The organism is Mycobacterium colombiense (assembly GCF_001953985.1).
GTDB classification, from domain to species: domain Bacteria; phylum Actinomycetota; class Actinomycetes; order Mycobacteriales; family Mycobacteriaceae; genus Mycobacterium; species Mycobacterium colombiense_B.
Genome location: NZ_MBEI01000051.1, coordinates 158,423 through 174,502, shown reverse-complemented (window position 1 = coordinate 174,502; position 16,080 = coordinate 158,423). Strand labels below are relative to the sequence as shown.

Sequence of the window (16,080 nt, the reverse complement as noted above, 5' to 3'; positions counted from 1 at the left end):
GTAGGCATGACGAAGGACCCATCGCGCAGGTACCGCCATGAGTGACACGAGAGGCCGCGTTCGATGAACGGCAACACCGAAGAGCTGATCAAGGCTCTTCGCCAGTCGCTGAAAGACAACGAGCGGCTCAAGCGCGAGAACCGCCAGCACCTTTCCGCCGCGACCGAACCGGTGGCGGTGGTCGGCATGGCCTGCCGGTACCCGGGCGGCGTGAATTCACCAGAGGCTTTGTGGCAGATGGTGGTTGAGGGCCGCGATGTGGTCTCGGACTTCCCCGAGGACCGCGGCTGGAACCTCACCGGTCTGTTCGACGCGGATCCCGACGCCGTGGGCAAGTCGTACGCGCGGTGCGGCGGGTTCCTCTCGGATGTCGGCGATTTCGATGCCGCGTTCTTCGGGATCGCCCCCAGCGAGGCGCTGGCCATGGACCCCCAACAGCGCCTGCTGCTCGAGGTGTCCTGGGAGGCGTTGGAGCGGGCCGGGATTGACCCGGCCACGCTGCGCGGCTCGGCGACGGGAGTGTTCGCCGGGATCTTCCACGGCTCCTACGGGGGTCAGGGACGGGTGCCGGGACACCTGGAGCGCTACGGCCTGCGCGGTTCGACGCTCAGTGTCGCCTCGGGCCGGGTGGCCTATTCGCTGGGGTTCGAGGGCCCGGCCGTCTCGGTGGACACGGCGTGTTCGTCGTCGCTGGTCGCGCTGCACCTGGCGGCGCAGTCGTTGCGTTCCGCCGAGTGTGATCTCGCGCTGGCCGGCGGCGTGACCGTGATGGCCACCCCGGCGATGTTCATCGAGTTCAGCCGGCAGCGCGCGCTGGCCGCCGACGGCCGGTGCAAGGCCTACGCGGGTGCCGCCGACGGCACCGGGTTTTCCGAAGGCGTCGGGGTGCTGGTGCTGGAACGGCTGGCCGATGCCCGCCGGCACGGGCATCCGGTGCTCGCGGTGGTGCGCGGGTCCGCGGTGAACCAGGACGGCGCCTCCAACGGCCTGGCGACGCCCAACGGACCGTCGCAGCAACGGGTGATCCGGGCGGCGCTGGCCAACGCGCGGCTGGACACGGCCGACGTCGATCTGGTCGAGGGTCACGGCACGGGCACCACGCTCGGGGATCCCATTGAGGCGCAAGCGGTTCTGGCGACGTACGGGCAGGACCGGCCGGCGGATCAGCCGCTGTGGCTGGGATCGATCAAATCGAACATGGGTCACACCTCGGCCGCCGCGGGTGCCGGCGGAGTGATCAAGATGGTGCAGGCGCTCCGGCACGGGGTGATGCCCAAGACGTTGCACGTGGATGAGCCGACGCCGCATGTGGATTGGACCGCCGGGGCGGTGTCGCTGCTGACCGAGCAGCGGCCCTGGCCGGCGGTGGACCGGCCGCGCCGCGCGGGAGTCTCGTCCTTCGGCATCAGCGGCACCAACGCGCACGTCATCGTGGAGCAATACGTCGGGGCGCCCGAAACCGCCGCGCGCCCAGGCGACGACGTAGTGGTGCCGTGGGTGCTCTCGGCCCGTTCGGGTGAGGCGCTGGCGAACCAGGCGGCCCGGCTGTTGGCTCGGGTGAAGGCCGATCCCGGTGTGCGGGTGCTGGACGTGGGCTGGTCGCTGGTCGCGACGCGGTCGCGCTTCGAGCACCGCGCGGTGATCGTGGGCGCCGACGGCGCGCAGTTGCTGCGCGGGCTGACGGCGCTGGCGGCAGGCGAGCAGGGCGCGGGCCTGGTGGTCGGGCGCGCGCAGCCGGTGGGCAAGACGGTGTTCGTGTTCCCCGGCCAGGGCTCGCAATGGGTCGGCATGGGCGCCCAATTGCTGGATGGCTCAAAGGTATTCGCCGAGCAGCTGCAGCGCTGCGCTCACGCGCTCGCCGAATACGTCGACTGGTCGCTGATCGACGTGATCCGCGGCGTCCCGGGCGCGCCCGGGCTGGACCGGGTGGACGTGGTGCAGCCGGCGCTGTGGGCGGTGATGGTGTCGCTGGCCGAACTGTGGCGATCGGTGGGCGTGCTGCCCGATGCGGTGATCGGCCATTCGCAGGGCGAGATCGCGGCGGCCTATGTGGCGGGTGCGCTGTCGCTGGAAGACGCCGCCCGGGTGGTCGCGCTGCGCAGCCGGCTGCTGGTGCGGTTGTCGGGCCGGGGTGGGATGGTCTCGTTGGCGTGCAGCCTGCCGCGCGCCGAGCAGCTGATCACCGGCTGGGGTGAGCGACTGAACATCGCCACCGTCAACGGCGTTGCGGCGGTGGTGGTCTCCGGTGAGGTGGACGCCCTGGCCCAACTGATGCAGCGGTGCGAAGCCGACAACATCCGCGCCCGCAAGATCGACGTCGACTACGCATCGCATTCGGCACAGGTTGACGCGATTCGCGAGTCCCTCGCCGACGCGCTGCACGGCCTCGCACCCCGGTCGTCGCCGGTCGCCTTCTTCTCGACGGTCACCGGTGAGCTGATGGACACCGCGGGGCTGAACGCCGACTATTGGTTCCAAAGCATCCGGCACACCGTGCAATTCGAGCGGGCGGTACGCAGCGCGTGCGACGCCGGCTATCAGGCGTTCATCGAATCCAGCCCGCATCCCGTGCTGATGGCCGCCATCGAGGAGACGATGCCGGACAGCGAGCGGGCGTGCGTCATCCCGTCGCTGGGCCGCGAGGACGGCGGCCTGGACCGCTTCTGGCGCTCGGCCGCGCAGGCGCACGTCGCGGGCGTGGCCGTCGATTGGCGCGCCGCGATGGCCGGCCTTGGTGGCCGGGCCGTCGACCTGCCGACGTACGGGTTTGTCCGGCAACACTTTTGGCTTCCGGGCGGGTCGACGGGGTCGCAAGACGTCGCCACCCTGGGCCTGGCCGCCGCCGAGCACGGGTTGCTCGGTGCGGTGGTGCCGCGACCCGATTCCGGCGGTGTGGTGCTGACGGGCCGGCTGTCGACGGCGGCCCACCCGTGGCTGGCCGATCACGCGGTGGGCGAGACGGTGCTGTTCCCCGGCGCCGGATTCGTCGAGTTGGCCATCCGCGCCGGCGACGAGGTCGGCTGTGAGGTGATCGACGAGCTGACCTTGTCCGCCCCGTTGCTGCTGCCCCCGGCCGGGGGCGTGCAGGTGCAGCTGGTGGTCGGCGCGCCCGACGGTTCGGGGTCGCGACGATTGGCGGTGTATTCGGCTGGTGCCGAACCGGATTCGGAATGGGTACTGCATGCCGAGGGGCTGCTGCGGCCGGGCGCGGTGACGCCGGCCGGGGACTTCTCGATCTGGCCGCCCGCCGGGGCGAGCGCGGTGGACGTCACCGGCGCCTACGCCCGGCTGGCGCAGCGGGGCTATGACTATGGCGGCGCATTCCGCGGACTGCGAGCCATGTGGCAGCGCGGGGACGAGCTCTTCGCCGAGGTCGTCGTGCCCGACGACGCCGGAACCCAGGACGGCGGCTTCGGAGTGCATCCCGTGCTCCTGGATGCGGCGCTGCACGCGATCGGCGTCGCCGCCGATCAGGACCAGACCGTGTTGCCGTTCTCGTGGCAGGGTGTGTCGTTGCACGCCTCGGGTGCGTCGCGGGCGCGGGTCCGGATTGCGCCGGCCGGCGGCGGTTCGGTGTCGGTGGAGCTGGCTGACGGGGTGGGACTTCCGGTGCTGTCGGTGCGCTCGCTGGCCATGCGCCCGGTCGCGGCCGAGCAGCTGACGGCGGTTCCCGCGCAGCGTTCCGAGGGATTGCTCGACGTGACGTGGTCGCCGGTCGCACTGGGCGCGGGCGGGGGCGGCGCCGAGCCCACGCTGTGGGAGCTGGGCGACCATGGCGGCGACGTGGTGAAGGCGGTGCACGCCGCGGCCGCCGAGATTCTGGCGGCGCTGCAATCGTGGCTGCGCGACGACAACGCCGGGGTGCTGGCCGTGCAGACCCGCGGAGCCGTCGCCCTTGCCGGCGAAGAGGTTTCGGACCTGGCCGGCGCGGCGGTGTGGGGCCTGGTGCGCTCGGCGCAGGCCGAGCATCCCGGCCGGATGGTGCTGATCGACTCCGATGGCTCGGTGGACGCCGGCACGGTGATCGACTGCGGTGAGCCGCAAGTGGTGGTGCGCCAGGGCGTGGCGTACGCGGCGCGGCTGCGGCCGGTGCGGTCGGGCGCCGCCGTCGCGCTCCCTTCCGCCGGCTGGCGGTTGGATGCCGGTGGCGAGGGCACGCTGGAGGACCTGATCGTGAGTCCTTGCGCGCGAACCGAATTGACCGGCGGGCAGGTGCGGGTCGCGGTGGCCGCGGTCGGCGTCAACTTCCGCGACGTCCTGGTGGCCCTGGGGATGTATCCCGGCGGCGGCCAACTCGGTGCCGAGGGCTCCGGCGTGATCGTCGAGGTGGGACCCGACGTGACCGGGCTGGCCGTCGGTGACGCGGTGATGGGGCTGCTCGGCGTCGTCGGTTCCGAGGCCGTGGTGGATCAGCGCGTGGTGACACCGGTGCCGGCGGGCTTGTCGCTGGTGGCGGCCGCGGGTGTGCCGGTGGTGTTCCTGACGGCGCTGTACGGGCTGTCGGTGCTGGGCGGGCTGCGCGCCGGCGAGCGGGTCTTGGTGCACACCGCGACCGGCGGGGTGGGCATGGCCGCGGTGCAGCTGGCCCGGCACTGGGGCGCTGAGGTGTTCGTCACGGCCAGCCGCGGCAAGTGGGACACCCTGCGCGCGATGGGATTCGACGACGACCACATCGGCGATTCGCGCACGACGGAGTTCGAGGCGAAATTCGCGGCGTTGATGGCGGCCGCCGGTGGTGCCGGGTTCGACGTCGTGCTCAACTCGCTGGCCGGTGAGTTCACCGACGCGTCGTTGCGGCTGTTGGCGCCCGGCGGACGATTCATCGAGATGGGCAAGACCGATGTGCGCGATCCGCACGCCATCGCCGACGAGTATCGCGGTGCGGTGTATCGGGCGTTCGACCTGATGGAGGCCGGCCCCGACCGCACCGCGGCCATGCTGGCCGAGATCGTGGGGCTGTTGGCCGAAGGCGTCGTGAAACCGCTGCCGCTGAAAACCTTTGACGTCCGCTGCGCCTCAGCGGCCTATCGCTACGTCAGCCAGGCGCGCCACATCGGCAAGGTCGCGCTCACCGTCCCGTCGGGGCCCGGCGAGGTGCTCAGCGGCTGCGGCGGGGGTCTGGCGGGCGCCAGCGTGGTGATCACCGGTGGCACCGGCATGGCCGGTTCGGCGCTGGCCCGCCACCTCGTCGACCGCTACCGGGTCGCGCATGTGGTGCTGGTCAGCCGGTCCGGCGCACAGGCCGCCGGGGTCGCCGACCTGGTGGCCGGGCTGCAGGAGGCCGGCGCGCAGGTGTCCGTGGTGGCCTGCGATGTCGCCGACCCCGACGCGGCATCGGCGATGCTGGCCCAGATACCGGCGCAGTATCCGCTGCGCGGAATCGTGCACGCCGCGGGCATTCTCGACGACGGGCTGATCTCGTCGCTGACCCCGGATCGGGTGGACGCGGTCCTGCGCGCCAAGGTCGACGGGGCCTGGAACCTGCACGAGCTCACCCGGCACCTGGATCTCTCGGCGTTCGTGGTGTTTTCGTCGATGGCGGGGATCGTGGGAACCCCGGGTCAGGCCAACTACGCGGCGGCCAACAGCTTCCTCGACGGGCTGGCCGCCTATCGGCGCGCCCACGGACTGGCCGGCCTGTCGCTGGCCTGGGGCCTGTGGGAGCAGGCCTCGGCGATGACCGCGCACCTCGGGGATCGCGACAGGGCCCGGATGAGCCGGATCGGGCTGGCGCCGCTGTCCACCGCCGCGGCGCTGGCGGCGTTCGACGCCGCGATGTTGGTCGACGCCCCGGTGCTGGTGGCCGCGCGGGTGGATCGGGCAGCCCTGTCCGACAACATCGCCGCGCTGCCCGGACTGCTGCGCGAACTCGTGGCCGGTCCGACCCGGCGCGTCATCGACGACACGGACGTCGCCGCGTCGACGACGGGGCTGTCGGCGCGCCTGCACGGGCTGACGCCGGCGGCGCGACAGCGCGAGCTCGTCGACCTGGTGTGCGGCAACGCGGCGATGGTGCTGGGCGTGCCCAATCCGGCGGACATCGACGCCGGCCGCGCCTTCCAGGAGCTCGGGTTCGATTCGCTGACCGCCGTCGAGCTGCGTAACCGGCTCAAAAACGCCACGGGCCTGACCCTTTCGCCGACGCTGATATTCGACTATCCGACACCCACCCTGCTGGCCGCGCACCTCGACACCCAACTCGCCGGCACCGCCGACGAGCAGCCGAACCTGATGGGCCGCTTCAACGACATCACCCGCGAACTGCAGGCGCTGCTCGCGGCGCCCACCTGGAATGCCGAGGACAAATCGGTGCTGCGGGCCCGCATTCACAACCTGCTCGCCGCGCTCCCGCCGGGTGATGTCTCCGATGCCGAACACCTCGACGATGACCTCGACGCCGCCACCGAAAGCCAACTCTTTGCGATCCTCGATGAAGAACTCGGCCGCTGATACCCCGCAAGGAGCAACGATGCCGGGCACCTCGCAACACGTCGACTACCTGAAACGCCTCACGGCGGATCTCAGGCGGACCCGGCGGCGTGTCGCGGAACTGGAGGGCCAGCTCTCTGAGCCGGTCGCGGTGGTGGGCATGGCGTGTCGCTACGCCGGTGGCGTCGAATCGCCAGAAGACCTGTGGCAACTCGTGATCGAAGGCCGCGATACGGTGTCGGACTTCCCGGCCGACCGCGGCTGGGACATCGAGGGGCTGTACGACCCCGACCCCGACACCAAGGGAAAGATGTACACCCGGCAGGGCAGCTTCCTGCAGGACGCGGGTGACTTCGACGCCGGATTCTTCGGCATCGGGCCCAGCGAGGCGCTGGCCATGGATCCCCAGCAGCGGATGATGCTGGAGATCTGCTGGGAAGCGTTGGAGCGGGCCGGAATTGACCCCTTCGCGTTGAGGGGCTCGGCGACGGGCGTGTTCGCCGGGGTGATCCACGCCGGCTACGGCGGCGAGGTGAAGGGCGAGCTGGAGGGCTACGGGCTCACCGGCTCGACGCTGAGCGTGACCTCGGGCCGGGTGTCCTACGTCTTGGGCCTGGAAGGCCCCGCGGTGTCGGTGGATACCGCCTGTTCGTCGTCGCTGGTCTCCATGCATCTGGCCGCGCAGTCGCTGCGGTCCGGGGAATGCGATCTGGCGCTGGCCGGTGGGGTGACCGTGATGGCCACCCCCGCGGCCTTCGTCGAGTTCAGTCGTCAGCGCGCCCTGGCCCCCGATGGTCGCTGCAAGGTGTACGCCGGTGCGGCGGACGGGACCTCGTGGTCGGAGGGCGCGGGCGTCCTGGTGCTGGAGCGGCTGGCCGATGCGCGGCGCCTAAGGCATCCGGTCCTGGGGGTGCTGCGCGGCACGGCGGTCAATCAGGACGGCGCGTCGAACGGGTTGACCGCGCCCAATGGGCCGTCGCAGCAGCGGGTGATCCGGGCGGCGCTGGCGAACGCCGGACTGACGGCCGCGGACGTGGATGTGGTCGAGGGCCACGGGACCGGGACGGTGCTCGGGGACCCCATCGAGGCCCAGGCGCTGTTGGCGACCTATGGGCAGGATCGTCCCGCGGAACGGCCGCTGTGGTTGGGGTCGATCAAATCCAACATCGGGCACACGTCGGCCGCGGCGGGGGTGGCCGGGGTGATCAAGATGGTGCAGGCGATCCGGCACGGGGTGATGCCCAAGACGCTGCACGTGGATGTCCCGTCGCCGCATGTGGATTGGTCGGCCGGCGCGGTGTCGCTGCTGACCGAGCCGCAGCCGTGGCCGGATAACGGTGGGATACGGCGGGCGGGCGTCTCGTCGTTCGGGATCAGCGGCACCAACGCGCACGTGATCGTCGAGCAGGCCCCCGAGCAACTCGACAGCGAGGCCGAACCGGTTGCAGGCCAATCGAATCCGGTGATCCCCTGGGTGATTTCGGCCCGGTCGCCCGAGGCGTTGGTCGGCCAGGCCCAACGACTGCTGGACCGGCTGAGCGCCGACGCGGACCTGCGGGCGGTGGATGTGGGGTGGTCGCTGGCGACCACCCGGGCGGCCTTCGAGCACCGCGCGGTGCTGGTCGGTGCCGACCGTGAGGCCCTGACGGCGGGGCTGGCGAGGCTGGCGTCCGGGCGGCCCGACCGGGGCGTGCTGGTCGGCCGGACCCGGTCGGCGGGCAAGCGGGTGTTCGTCTTTCCCGGCCAGGGCTCGCAGTCGCTCGGGATGGGCGCCGAACTGTACGACCGTTTTCCGATGTTCGCGCAGGCCTTCGACGAGGCGGTCGCGGCGGTGGACGCTCACGTGCGGCTGCCGCTGCGTGAGGTGATGTGGGGTTCGGACCCGGAGTTGTTGCAGAGCACCGAGTTCGCCCAGCCGGCGTTGTTCGTCGTCGAGATCGCGTTGGCCGCGCTATGGCAATCCTTCGGTGTGACACCGGATGTGGTGATCGGCCACTCGGTGGGCGAGATCGCCGCCGCGTGCGTGGCCGGGGCCCTGTCACTGCCCGATGCGGCGCGGCTGGTGGCGGCGCGCGGCAGGCTGATGGCCGGGCTGCCCGCCGGCGGGGTGATGGTCGCGGTGAACGCAACCGAAGGCGAGGTGGCTGGATTGCTGAACGGCGCCGTGAGCATCGCGGCGGTCAACGGCCCGCAATCGCTGGTGCTCTCCGGTGAGCAGGCCGCGGTGGGGGCGGTCGCGGACCGGCTGGCCGCCGGCGGCGCGAGGGTGCACCGGCTGGCGGTCTCGCACGCGTTTCACTCGCCGTTGATGGAGCCGATGCTGGGGGAGTTCGCGGCGGTGGCCGCCGATGTGTCGGCGGGTAAGCCGCGGATCGCCTTGGTGTCCAACCTGACCGGGGAATTGGCCGGCCCCGACTATGGGTCCGTCGCGTACTGGGTCGACCATGTGCGCAAGCCGGTGCGATTCGTCGACGGCGTGCAGCTGGCCGAGTCGTTGGGTGCCGGGGTGTTCCTGGAGGTGGGTCCGGGCGCGGCGTTGACGTCCGCGGTGGAGCAATCCCTGACGACCGACCGGGCGAGCTCGGTGGTGACCATGGCGAAGGGCCGCCCCGAAGTGGACTCGCTGCTGTGGGCCGCGGGGCAGCTGTTCACGGCCGGTGCTGACGTGCGATGGGCCGCGGCGTTCGCCGACCCCACCGCGCACCGTGTCGATCTGCCCACGTATGCCTTTGTGCGGCGCCGGTTTTGGCTGTCCAGCGATTCGGTGGGTTCGGCGAACATCTCCAGCCTGGGTCTGGCCGAGGCCGAGCACCCGCTGCTGGGCGCGGTGGTGGACCGGCCGGATTCCGGCGGTGTGGTGTTGACGGGCCGGCTGTCGATCGCCGCCCAACCATGGCTGGCCGACCACGCGGTGGCCGGCACGGTGCTGTTTCCCGGGGCCGGCTTCGTCGAGTTGGCGTTGCGGGCCGGCGACGAGGTCGGCTGCTCGGCGATCGAGGAGTTGACGCTGTCGGCGCCGCTGGTCGTGCCGGTGGCCGGGGTGGTGCACCTTCAGGTCGTGGTGGCCGCGGCCGACGAGGCGGGAACCCGCGCGGTCACGGTGTATTCGCGGGCCGCACAATCGGATTGGGTGTTGCACGCCGAGGGCGCGTTAAGCGACGGTGCGCCCGCACCGGCCGCCGACCTGTCGGTGTGGCCGCCGCTGGGGGCGGACGCGGTGGACGTGACCGGCGCGTACGACGGCCTGGCGGGCCGCGGCTACGGGTACGGGCCGGCCTTTCGGGGATTGCGGGCCGTATGGCGAAGGGGGACCGAGACTTTCGCCGAGGTGGAACTTCCGCAACAGGCCGGGGTGTCGACCGGTGGGTTCGGCATCCATCCGGTGGTCCTGGATGCGGCGCTGCATGCGCTGGGCGTGGCCGACGAGCGGATCGAGACCGTCTTGCCGTTCTCGTGGCAAGGAGTGAGCCTCAACGCGGCCGGCGCGTCCCGGGTCCGGGTCAGGCTGGCGCCGGTCGGCGCCGGCGCCGTGTCGGTCGAGCTGGCCGACTCCTCCGGGCTCCCGGTCTTGTCGGTGCGCGAGCTGGTGACTCGTGCCGTGTCGGCCGATCAGCTGACCGCGGTCGTGGCGGCCCGCTCCGGTAGCGGTGAGTTGCTCGACGTGGTGTGGTCGCCGGTCTCGTTGCCCAACAACGACGTTGGCGCGGACGTCACCGTCTGGGAGTCACCCCCCGCCGACCCGGACGCGGTCACCTCGGCCTATAGGGCGACCCATGAAGCCCTGGGTGTGCTGCAATCCTGGCTGACGGGTGAGGCGGCCGGGGTCCTGGTGGTGCTGACCCGCGGGGCGGTGGGGCTGGCGGGTGAGGACGTCGTGGACCTGGCCGGTGCCGCGGTGCGGGGGCTGACGCGTTCGGCGCAGGCCGAGCACCCCGGCCGCGTGGTGCTGGTCGATACCGACGGGTCGCTCGACGTCGCCACGGTGATCGGTTGTGCCGAGCCGCAATTGGTGGTGCGTGACGGTGTGGCCTACAGCGCCCGGCTGAAGCCGGCCGACCAGCGACCCCTGCTGCAGCTGCCCGAACCGCCGTCGGTGTGGCGGCTGGCCGCAGGCGATGCCGGGACGCTCGAGGACCTGGCGGTGCAGGAACACCCGCCGGCGGCGCTGGAGGCCGGTCAGGTGCGGGTGACCGTCGCCGCCGCCGGGGTGAACTTCCGCGATGTGCTGGTGGCGCTGGGCATGTACCCGGGTGCCGCGCAGCTGGGCGCCGAGGGCGCCGGAATCGTCACCGAACTCGGCGCCGGCGCGACGGATTTGGCGGTCGGGGACTCGGTCATGGGGATCTTCGGGCTGGCCGGATCCGAGGCCGCGGTCGATCGCCGGTTGGTGACCCGGGTGCCGCGGGGTTGGTCGATGACGCAGGCCGCGGCCGTGCCGGTGGTGTTTTTGACGGCCTATTACGGGCTGTCGGTGCTGGCCGGCCTGCGCGCCGGGCAGCGGCTGCTGGTGCACGCCGCCACCGGCGGCGTGGGCATGGCCGCGGTGCAGCTGGCGCGGCATTGGGGCGCGGAGGTGTTCGCGACCGCCAGCCGCGGCAAGTGGGAAACCTTGCGCGCCATGGGATTCGACGAGGCGCACATCGCGGATTCCCGCACGCTGGACTTCGAACGGAAATTCGCCGGCGGCATGGACGTGGTGCTCAACTCCCTGGCGGGTGAGTTCAACGACGCGTCGCTGCGGCTGTTGGCGCCCGGCGGCCGCTTCATCGAGATGGGCAAGACCGACCTGCGTGACCCGGATGCCGTCGCGGCGGCCCATCCCGGGGTGACGTATCGCGCCTTCGATCTCATGGAGGCCGGCCCCGACCGCATCGCCGAGATGTTGGCGGAAGTGATGGAGCTGTTCGCCGGAGGGGCCCTCACGCCGTTGCCGGTCAAGGCATTCGACGCGCGCAGCGCCGCCGACGCCTACCGGTTTGTCAGCCAGGCCCGCCACATCGGCAAGGTCGTGCTCACCATGCCGGACGGGCCCGCCGGCCTTGCCGGCGGCACCGCGCTGATCACCGGCGGCACCGGCATGGCGGGTTCGGCGGTGGCGCGCCATCTCGTCGAGCGGCATCGGGTGCCGCACGTGCTGCTGGTCAGTCGCAGCGGTGAACGCGCCGACGGCATGGGCGAGCTGGCCGCCGAATTGCGGGAAAAGGGCGCATCGGTGTCCGTGGCGGCCTGCGACGTCGGCGACCGGGATGCCGTCGCGGCGTTGCTGACGCAGGTGCCCGCGCGGTACCCGTTGCGCTCGGTGTTCCACGCGGCGGGCGTGCTCGACGACGCGGTGATCGCATCACTGACGCCCGCGCGCATCGACACGGTGTTGCGGGCCAAGGTCGACGGTGCCTGGCATCTGCACGAGCTGACCCAAGGTCTGAATCTGTCGGCGTTCGTGGCGTTTTCGTCGATGGCGGGCATCGTCGGTGCGCCGGGTCAGGGGAACTACGCCGCGGCCAACAGCTTCCTCGACGCGCTGGCGGCGCACCGCCGCGCCCACGGTCTGCCGGGACTCTCGGTGGCCTGGGGGATGTGGGAAGAGACCTCGACGATGACCCAGCACCTCGGCGAGCGTGACAAGGCCAGGATGAGCCGGGCCGGGCTGAGCGCGTTGTCCACTCGGCAGGCGCTGGAGCTGCTCGATGCCGCGTTGCTCACCGAGCACCCGATGGTGGTGGGCACCCGGCTGGACCGGACGGCGCTGGCCCACCACAGCGACACGCTGCCGCCGCTGCTGAGCCAGCTGGCCACCCGCCCGGCCCGCCGGGTCCTGGAGCACACCGACATGGTGTCCCTGACGGGGCTGCGGGCGCGGCTGGAGGGCATGACCGCAGACCAGCGGCACAGCGAATTGGTGGAATTGGTCTGCAGCAACGCGGCCACGGTGCTGGGCCACAGTTCCGCGGACGTGAACGCCGACGACGCGTTCCAGGATCTCGGGTTCGATTCGCTGACCGCGGTCGAACTGCGCAACCGGCTGAAAATCGCGACCGGGCTTACCCTTTCGCCCACGCTGATCTTCGACCAGCCCACACCGGGCGCGCTTGCCGAACACCTCGGCACCCAGCTGGCCGGCAGCGCTCCCGGCGCGACGGCTACGGCCGCCACGCCGCCCGATCGCATGGCCCGCTTCAACGACATCGCCCGGGAGCTGCAGGCGCTGCTCAACCAGCCCGATCTGAGCCCAGCCGACAAGGCGCAGCTCGTCACCCGGCTGGAAGGCCTGTTGACCACGGCGACCGGCCCCGCGCCGGCCCCGCTGCTGGAACACCCCGAGGACCCGTTCGACGACGACATCTCCACCGCCACCGAGAGCCAGCTGTTCGCGATTCTCGACGACGAAGTCGGCCCCTGACCTTGGCCTCGACAGACGTAGCGATCATCGGGCTGGCATGCAGGTTCCCGGCCGCGGCCGGACCCAGCGCGTTCTGGCGCCTGATCCGCGACGGGCGGGAGGCCACCCGGTTCACCGGCGACGCGGCCGAATTCGACGCCGACTTCTTCAACCTGTCGCCGCGAGAGGCCTGCGCGATGGATCCGCGGCAACGCCTGGCCCTCGAGCTGACCTGGGAGTTGCTCGAAGACGCCTTCGTGGTGCCGGAAACGCTGCGGGGAGAACCGGTTTCGGTGTTTCTCGGGGCGATGACGGATGACTACGCCGCACTGACGCTGCGCGATCTCGCCGACAACCTGGACCACCACACCTTCACCGGGATCAGCCGGGCGATGATCGCCAACCGCATCTCGTACGCCTTCGGGTTGCACGGGCCCAGCATGACCGTCGATTCCGGCCAGTCGTCTTCTCTGGTGGCGGTCCACCTCGGCTGCGAAAGCGTCGCCACCGGCCAATCCGCGCTGGCCATCGCGGGCGGGGTCCACCTCAACCTGGCCGACGAAATCGGCATGCTGGAACGCGAATTCGGCGCGGTCTCGGTCTCGGGTCACACCTATGCGTTCGATCAGCGCGCCGACGGCTACGTGCGCGGTGAGGGTGGCGGACTGGTGCTGTTGAAGCCCTTGCCCGCGGCGCTGGACGACGGTGATCGCATCCACGCGGTCATTCGCGGCGGCGCCGTCGGCAACGCCGGGCACAGCGCAACCGCCCAGACCGTGCCGTCGGCGCGCGGCGAAGCGGACGTGATCCGGCGCGCGCTCGCCGATGCCGGACTGCGGGGCGGCGACATCGACTACATCGAGGCGCACGGCACCGGGACCAAGGTCGGCGACGCGATCGAAGCCCAGGCGCTGGGGGAGATCTTCGCCGAGCGCGCCCGCGATCCGGTGCGGGTGGGATCGGTCAAGACCAACATCGGCCACGCCGGCAGCGCCGCGGGAATCGCGGGCCTGCTCAAGGCCGTGCTGGCGATCGAACACGCCGCAATCCCGCCCAGCCTCAACTACGCCGAACCCGAGCCCGAGCTCAATCACCTTGGGCTTCAGGTCAACACCGCGCTGGCGCGGTGGCCGCCGGTGGATCGCCCGCGCCGGGCCGGGGTGTCCTCGTTCGGCATGGGCGGCACCAACGCGCACCTCATCGTCGAGCAGTTCGAGCAGCCCCCAGCCCAGCCGGAGATACCGCCCGCGGATGCGGACGAGGTAGTGCCGTGGGTGCTGTCGGGCCGCTCCGAACAGGCGCTGGCCAACCAGGCGCGGCGGTTGTCGGCCTATCTGGCCGACCGGGCCGAGGTGAGCCCCCTCGACATCGCCTGGTCGTTGGTCAGCACGCGGACGCTCTTCGAGCACCGCGCGGTGGTGGTGGGCGGCGATCGTGCCGCGCTGGCAACGGGTTTGGCGGCCCTCGCGGCGGGGGAGTCCCGGCCGGGCTTGGCGGTGGGCCGGGCCAGGCCTCCGGGGTCGTTGGGCAAGACGGTCTTTGTGTTCCCGGGTCAGGGGTCGCAGTGGCTGGGGATGGGGCGGCAACTGTATGAGCGGTTCGACGTGTTCGCCTGTGCCTTCGACGAGGCCGCCGCGACCGTAGACGCCCATCTGCGAATGCCGCTGCGTGAGGTGATGTGGGGCAGCGACCCGGAGTTGTTGCGTAACACCGAGTTTGCCCAGCCCGCGTTGTTCGTGATTGGCATCGCGCTGACGGCATTGTGGCAGTCCTTCGGTGTGACACCGGATGTGGTGATGGGGCACTCGGTCGGCGAGATCACCGCGGCGCGCGTCGCCGGGGTGCTGACGCTCGCGGACGCGTCGCTCATGGTGGCGGCGCGGGGACGGCTGATGGCCGAGCTGCCGGCCGGCGGGGTGATGGTGGCGGTCGGCGCCGCCGAGCCCGAGGTGGCCGGCTTGCTGAACGACGGAGTGAGCATCGCGGCGGTCAATGGGCCCGACGCGGTGGTGCTTTCGGGCGCACAGACGCCGGTGGACACGCTGGCGGATCGGCTGGCCCGGGAGGGCCGGCGCGTGCACCGGCTGGCGGTGTCGCACGCGTTTCATTCGCCGTTGATGCAGCCGATGGTGGCGGAATTTTCCGCGGCGGTAGCCGGCATCGAGGTAGGGGAGCCACGAATCGGGTTGGTGTCCAACGTGACCGGCCAGCTGGCGGGCGCCGGCTACGGGTCGCCGCAGTACTGGGCCGAGCACGTCGGCCGGCCGGTCCGATTCTTCGAGGGCGTGCGCGCCGCCGAGCAGGCCGGCGCCGGGATCTTCGTGGAACTGGGTCCGGGTGCGGCCTTGACGGCGGCGGTGGACCAATCGCTGAGCGCCGAGCGGGCGGTCTCGGTGCCCAGCATGGCCAAGGATCGGCCGGAGACGGAATCGCTGCTGGGCGCGGCCGGCCAATTGTTCACCCGCGGCCTCGACATGAACTGGGCGGGCGTGTTCGCCGGGCTGAACGCGCGACGCGTCGAGTTGCCGACGTATGGCTTTGCGCGGCAGAGGTTTTGGCTGGGCGCCGAAGGTGCCGACGTGACGGGGGCTCCGCCCGCGACGGCTTCTCGAACGCCCGACCTGGCGCACCGGCTGGTCGGACTGGCGCCCGACGACCAGCACCGTGTGCTGGTCGAGCTGGTCTGCGAACACGCGGCGGCGGTGTCGGGCCATCCGGACGGCCACGCCATCGACCACGACCGCGCCTTCGGCGACCTCGGCTTCGACTCGATGATCGGGGTCGAACTGCGCAACCGCCTCACCAGCCATACCGGCCTGGCCTTGTCGCGAACGCTGATCTTCGATTACCCGACGCCGGCCGCGCTGGCCGATCATCTTCGCCGGCAACTACTCCACGACGAGCCGGCGGAATCGGACGAGGAAAAAATTTGGTCGGCACTGCGCAAAATTCCGGTACGCGAGCTTCGAAGAACGGGATTGCTCGAAAAACTTTTATTGCTCGCGGGCACGCCGGAAACGGCCGTCTCCGATGCAAGTGCCGGTGCCGACGACATCGACGCGTTGAGCCCCGATGCGTTGATCGCGATGGCGCTCAGCTCGGCTGACGAGGAAGACAGCGAATGATGAATTTCCCGCTGGCGGAGATGATTACGCCGCCGCGGAGATCATCTAATACGACATATGTTGAATACGTTGAATTTTTGCGAGACCGAACCGTACCGCATAAACTTTCGTGTTTAGGGGGAGTGTTTCTGCTGGTTGGCAATCAAG

General features: G+C 71.1%; 3 protein-coding genes. All 3 read left to right on the top strand.

What is annotated here, in order from left to right:
• Positions 1 to 63: 63 nt before the first annotated feature.
• The 3 genes from A5732_RS13660 to A5732_RS13650 are packed head-to-tail and all read left to right on the top strand — an operon-like array spanning position 64 to position 15,933.
• A complete protein-coding gene (locus A5732_RS13660; protein WP_076102473.1) occupies positions 64 to 6,450 on the top strand; it encodes a type I polyketide synthase in 6,387 nt (2,128 codons plus the stop codon).
• A 19-nt stretch (positions 6,451 to 6,469) separates the two neighbouring features.
• Positions 6,470 to 12,829, top strand: a complete 6,360-nt coding sequence (locus A5732_RS13655; RefSeq protein WP_216351579.1) for a type I polyketide synthase — start codon at positions 6,470 to 6,472, stop codon at positions 12,827 to 12,829.
• Positions 12,830 to 12,831: 2 nt separating this feature from the next.
• On the top strand, positions 12,832 to 15,933 hold the full coding sequence (locus A5732_RS13650; protein ID WP_076102471.1) for a type I polyketide synthase: 3,102 nt from the start codon (positions 12,832 to 12,834) through the stop codon (positions 15,931 to 15,933).
• Positions 15,934 to 16,080: the final 147 nt, after the last annotated feature.

Coding starts and splice junctions, on each gene's coding strand:
- A5732_RS13660 (WP_076102473.1), top strand. CDS start 64: ATGAACGGCAACACCGAAGAGCTGATCAAGGCTCTTCGCCAGTCGCTG.
- A5732_RS13655 (WP_216351579.1), top strand. CDS start 6,470: ATGCCGGGCACCTCGCAACACGTCGACTACCTGAAACGCCTCACGGCG.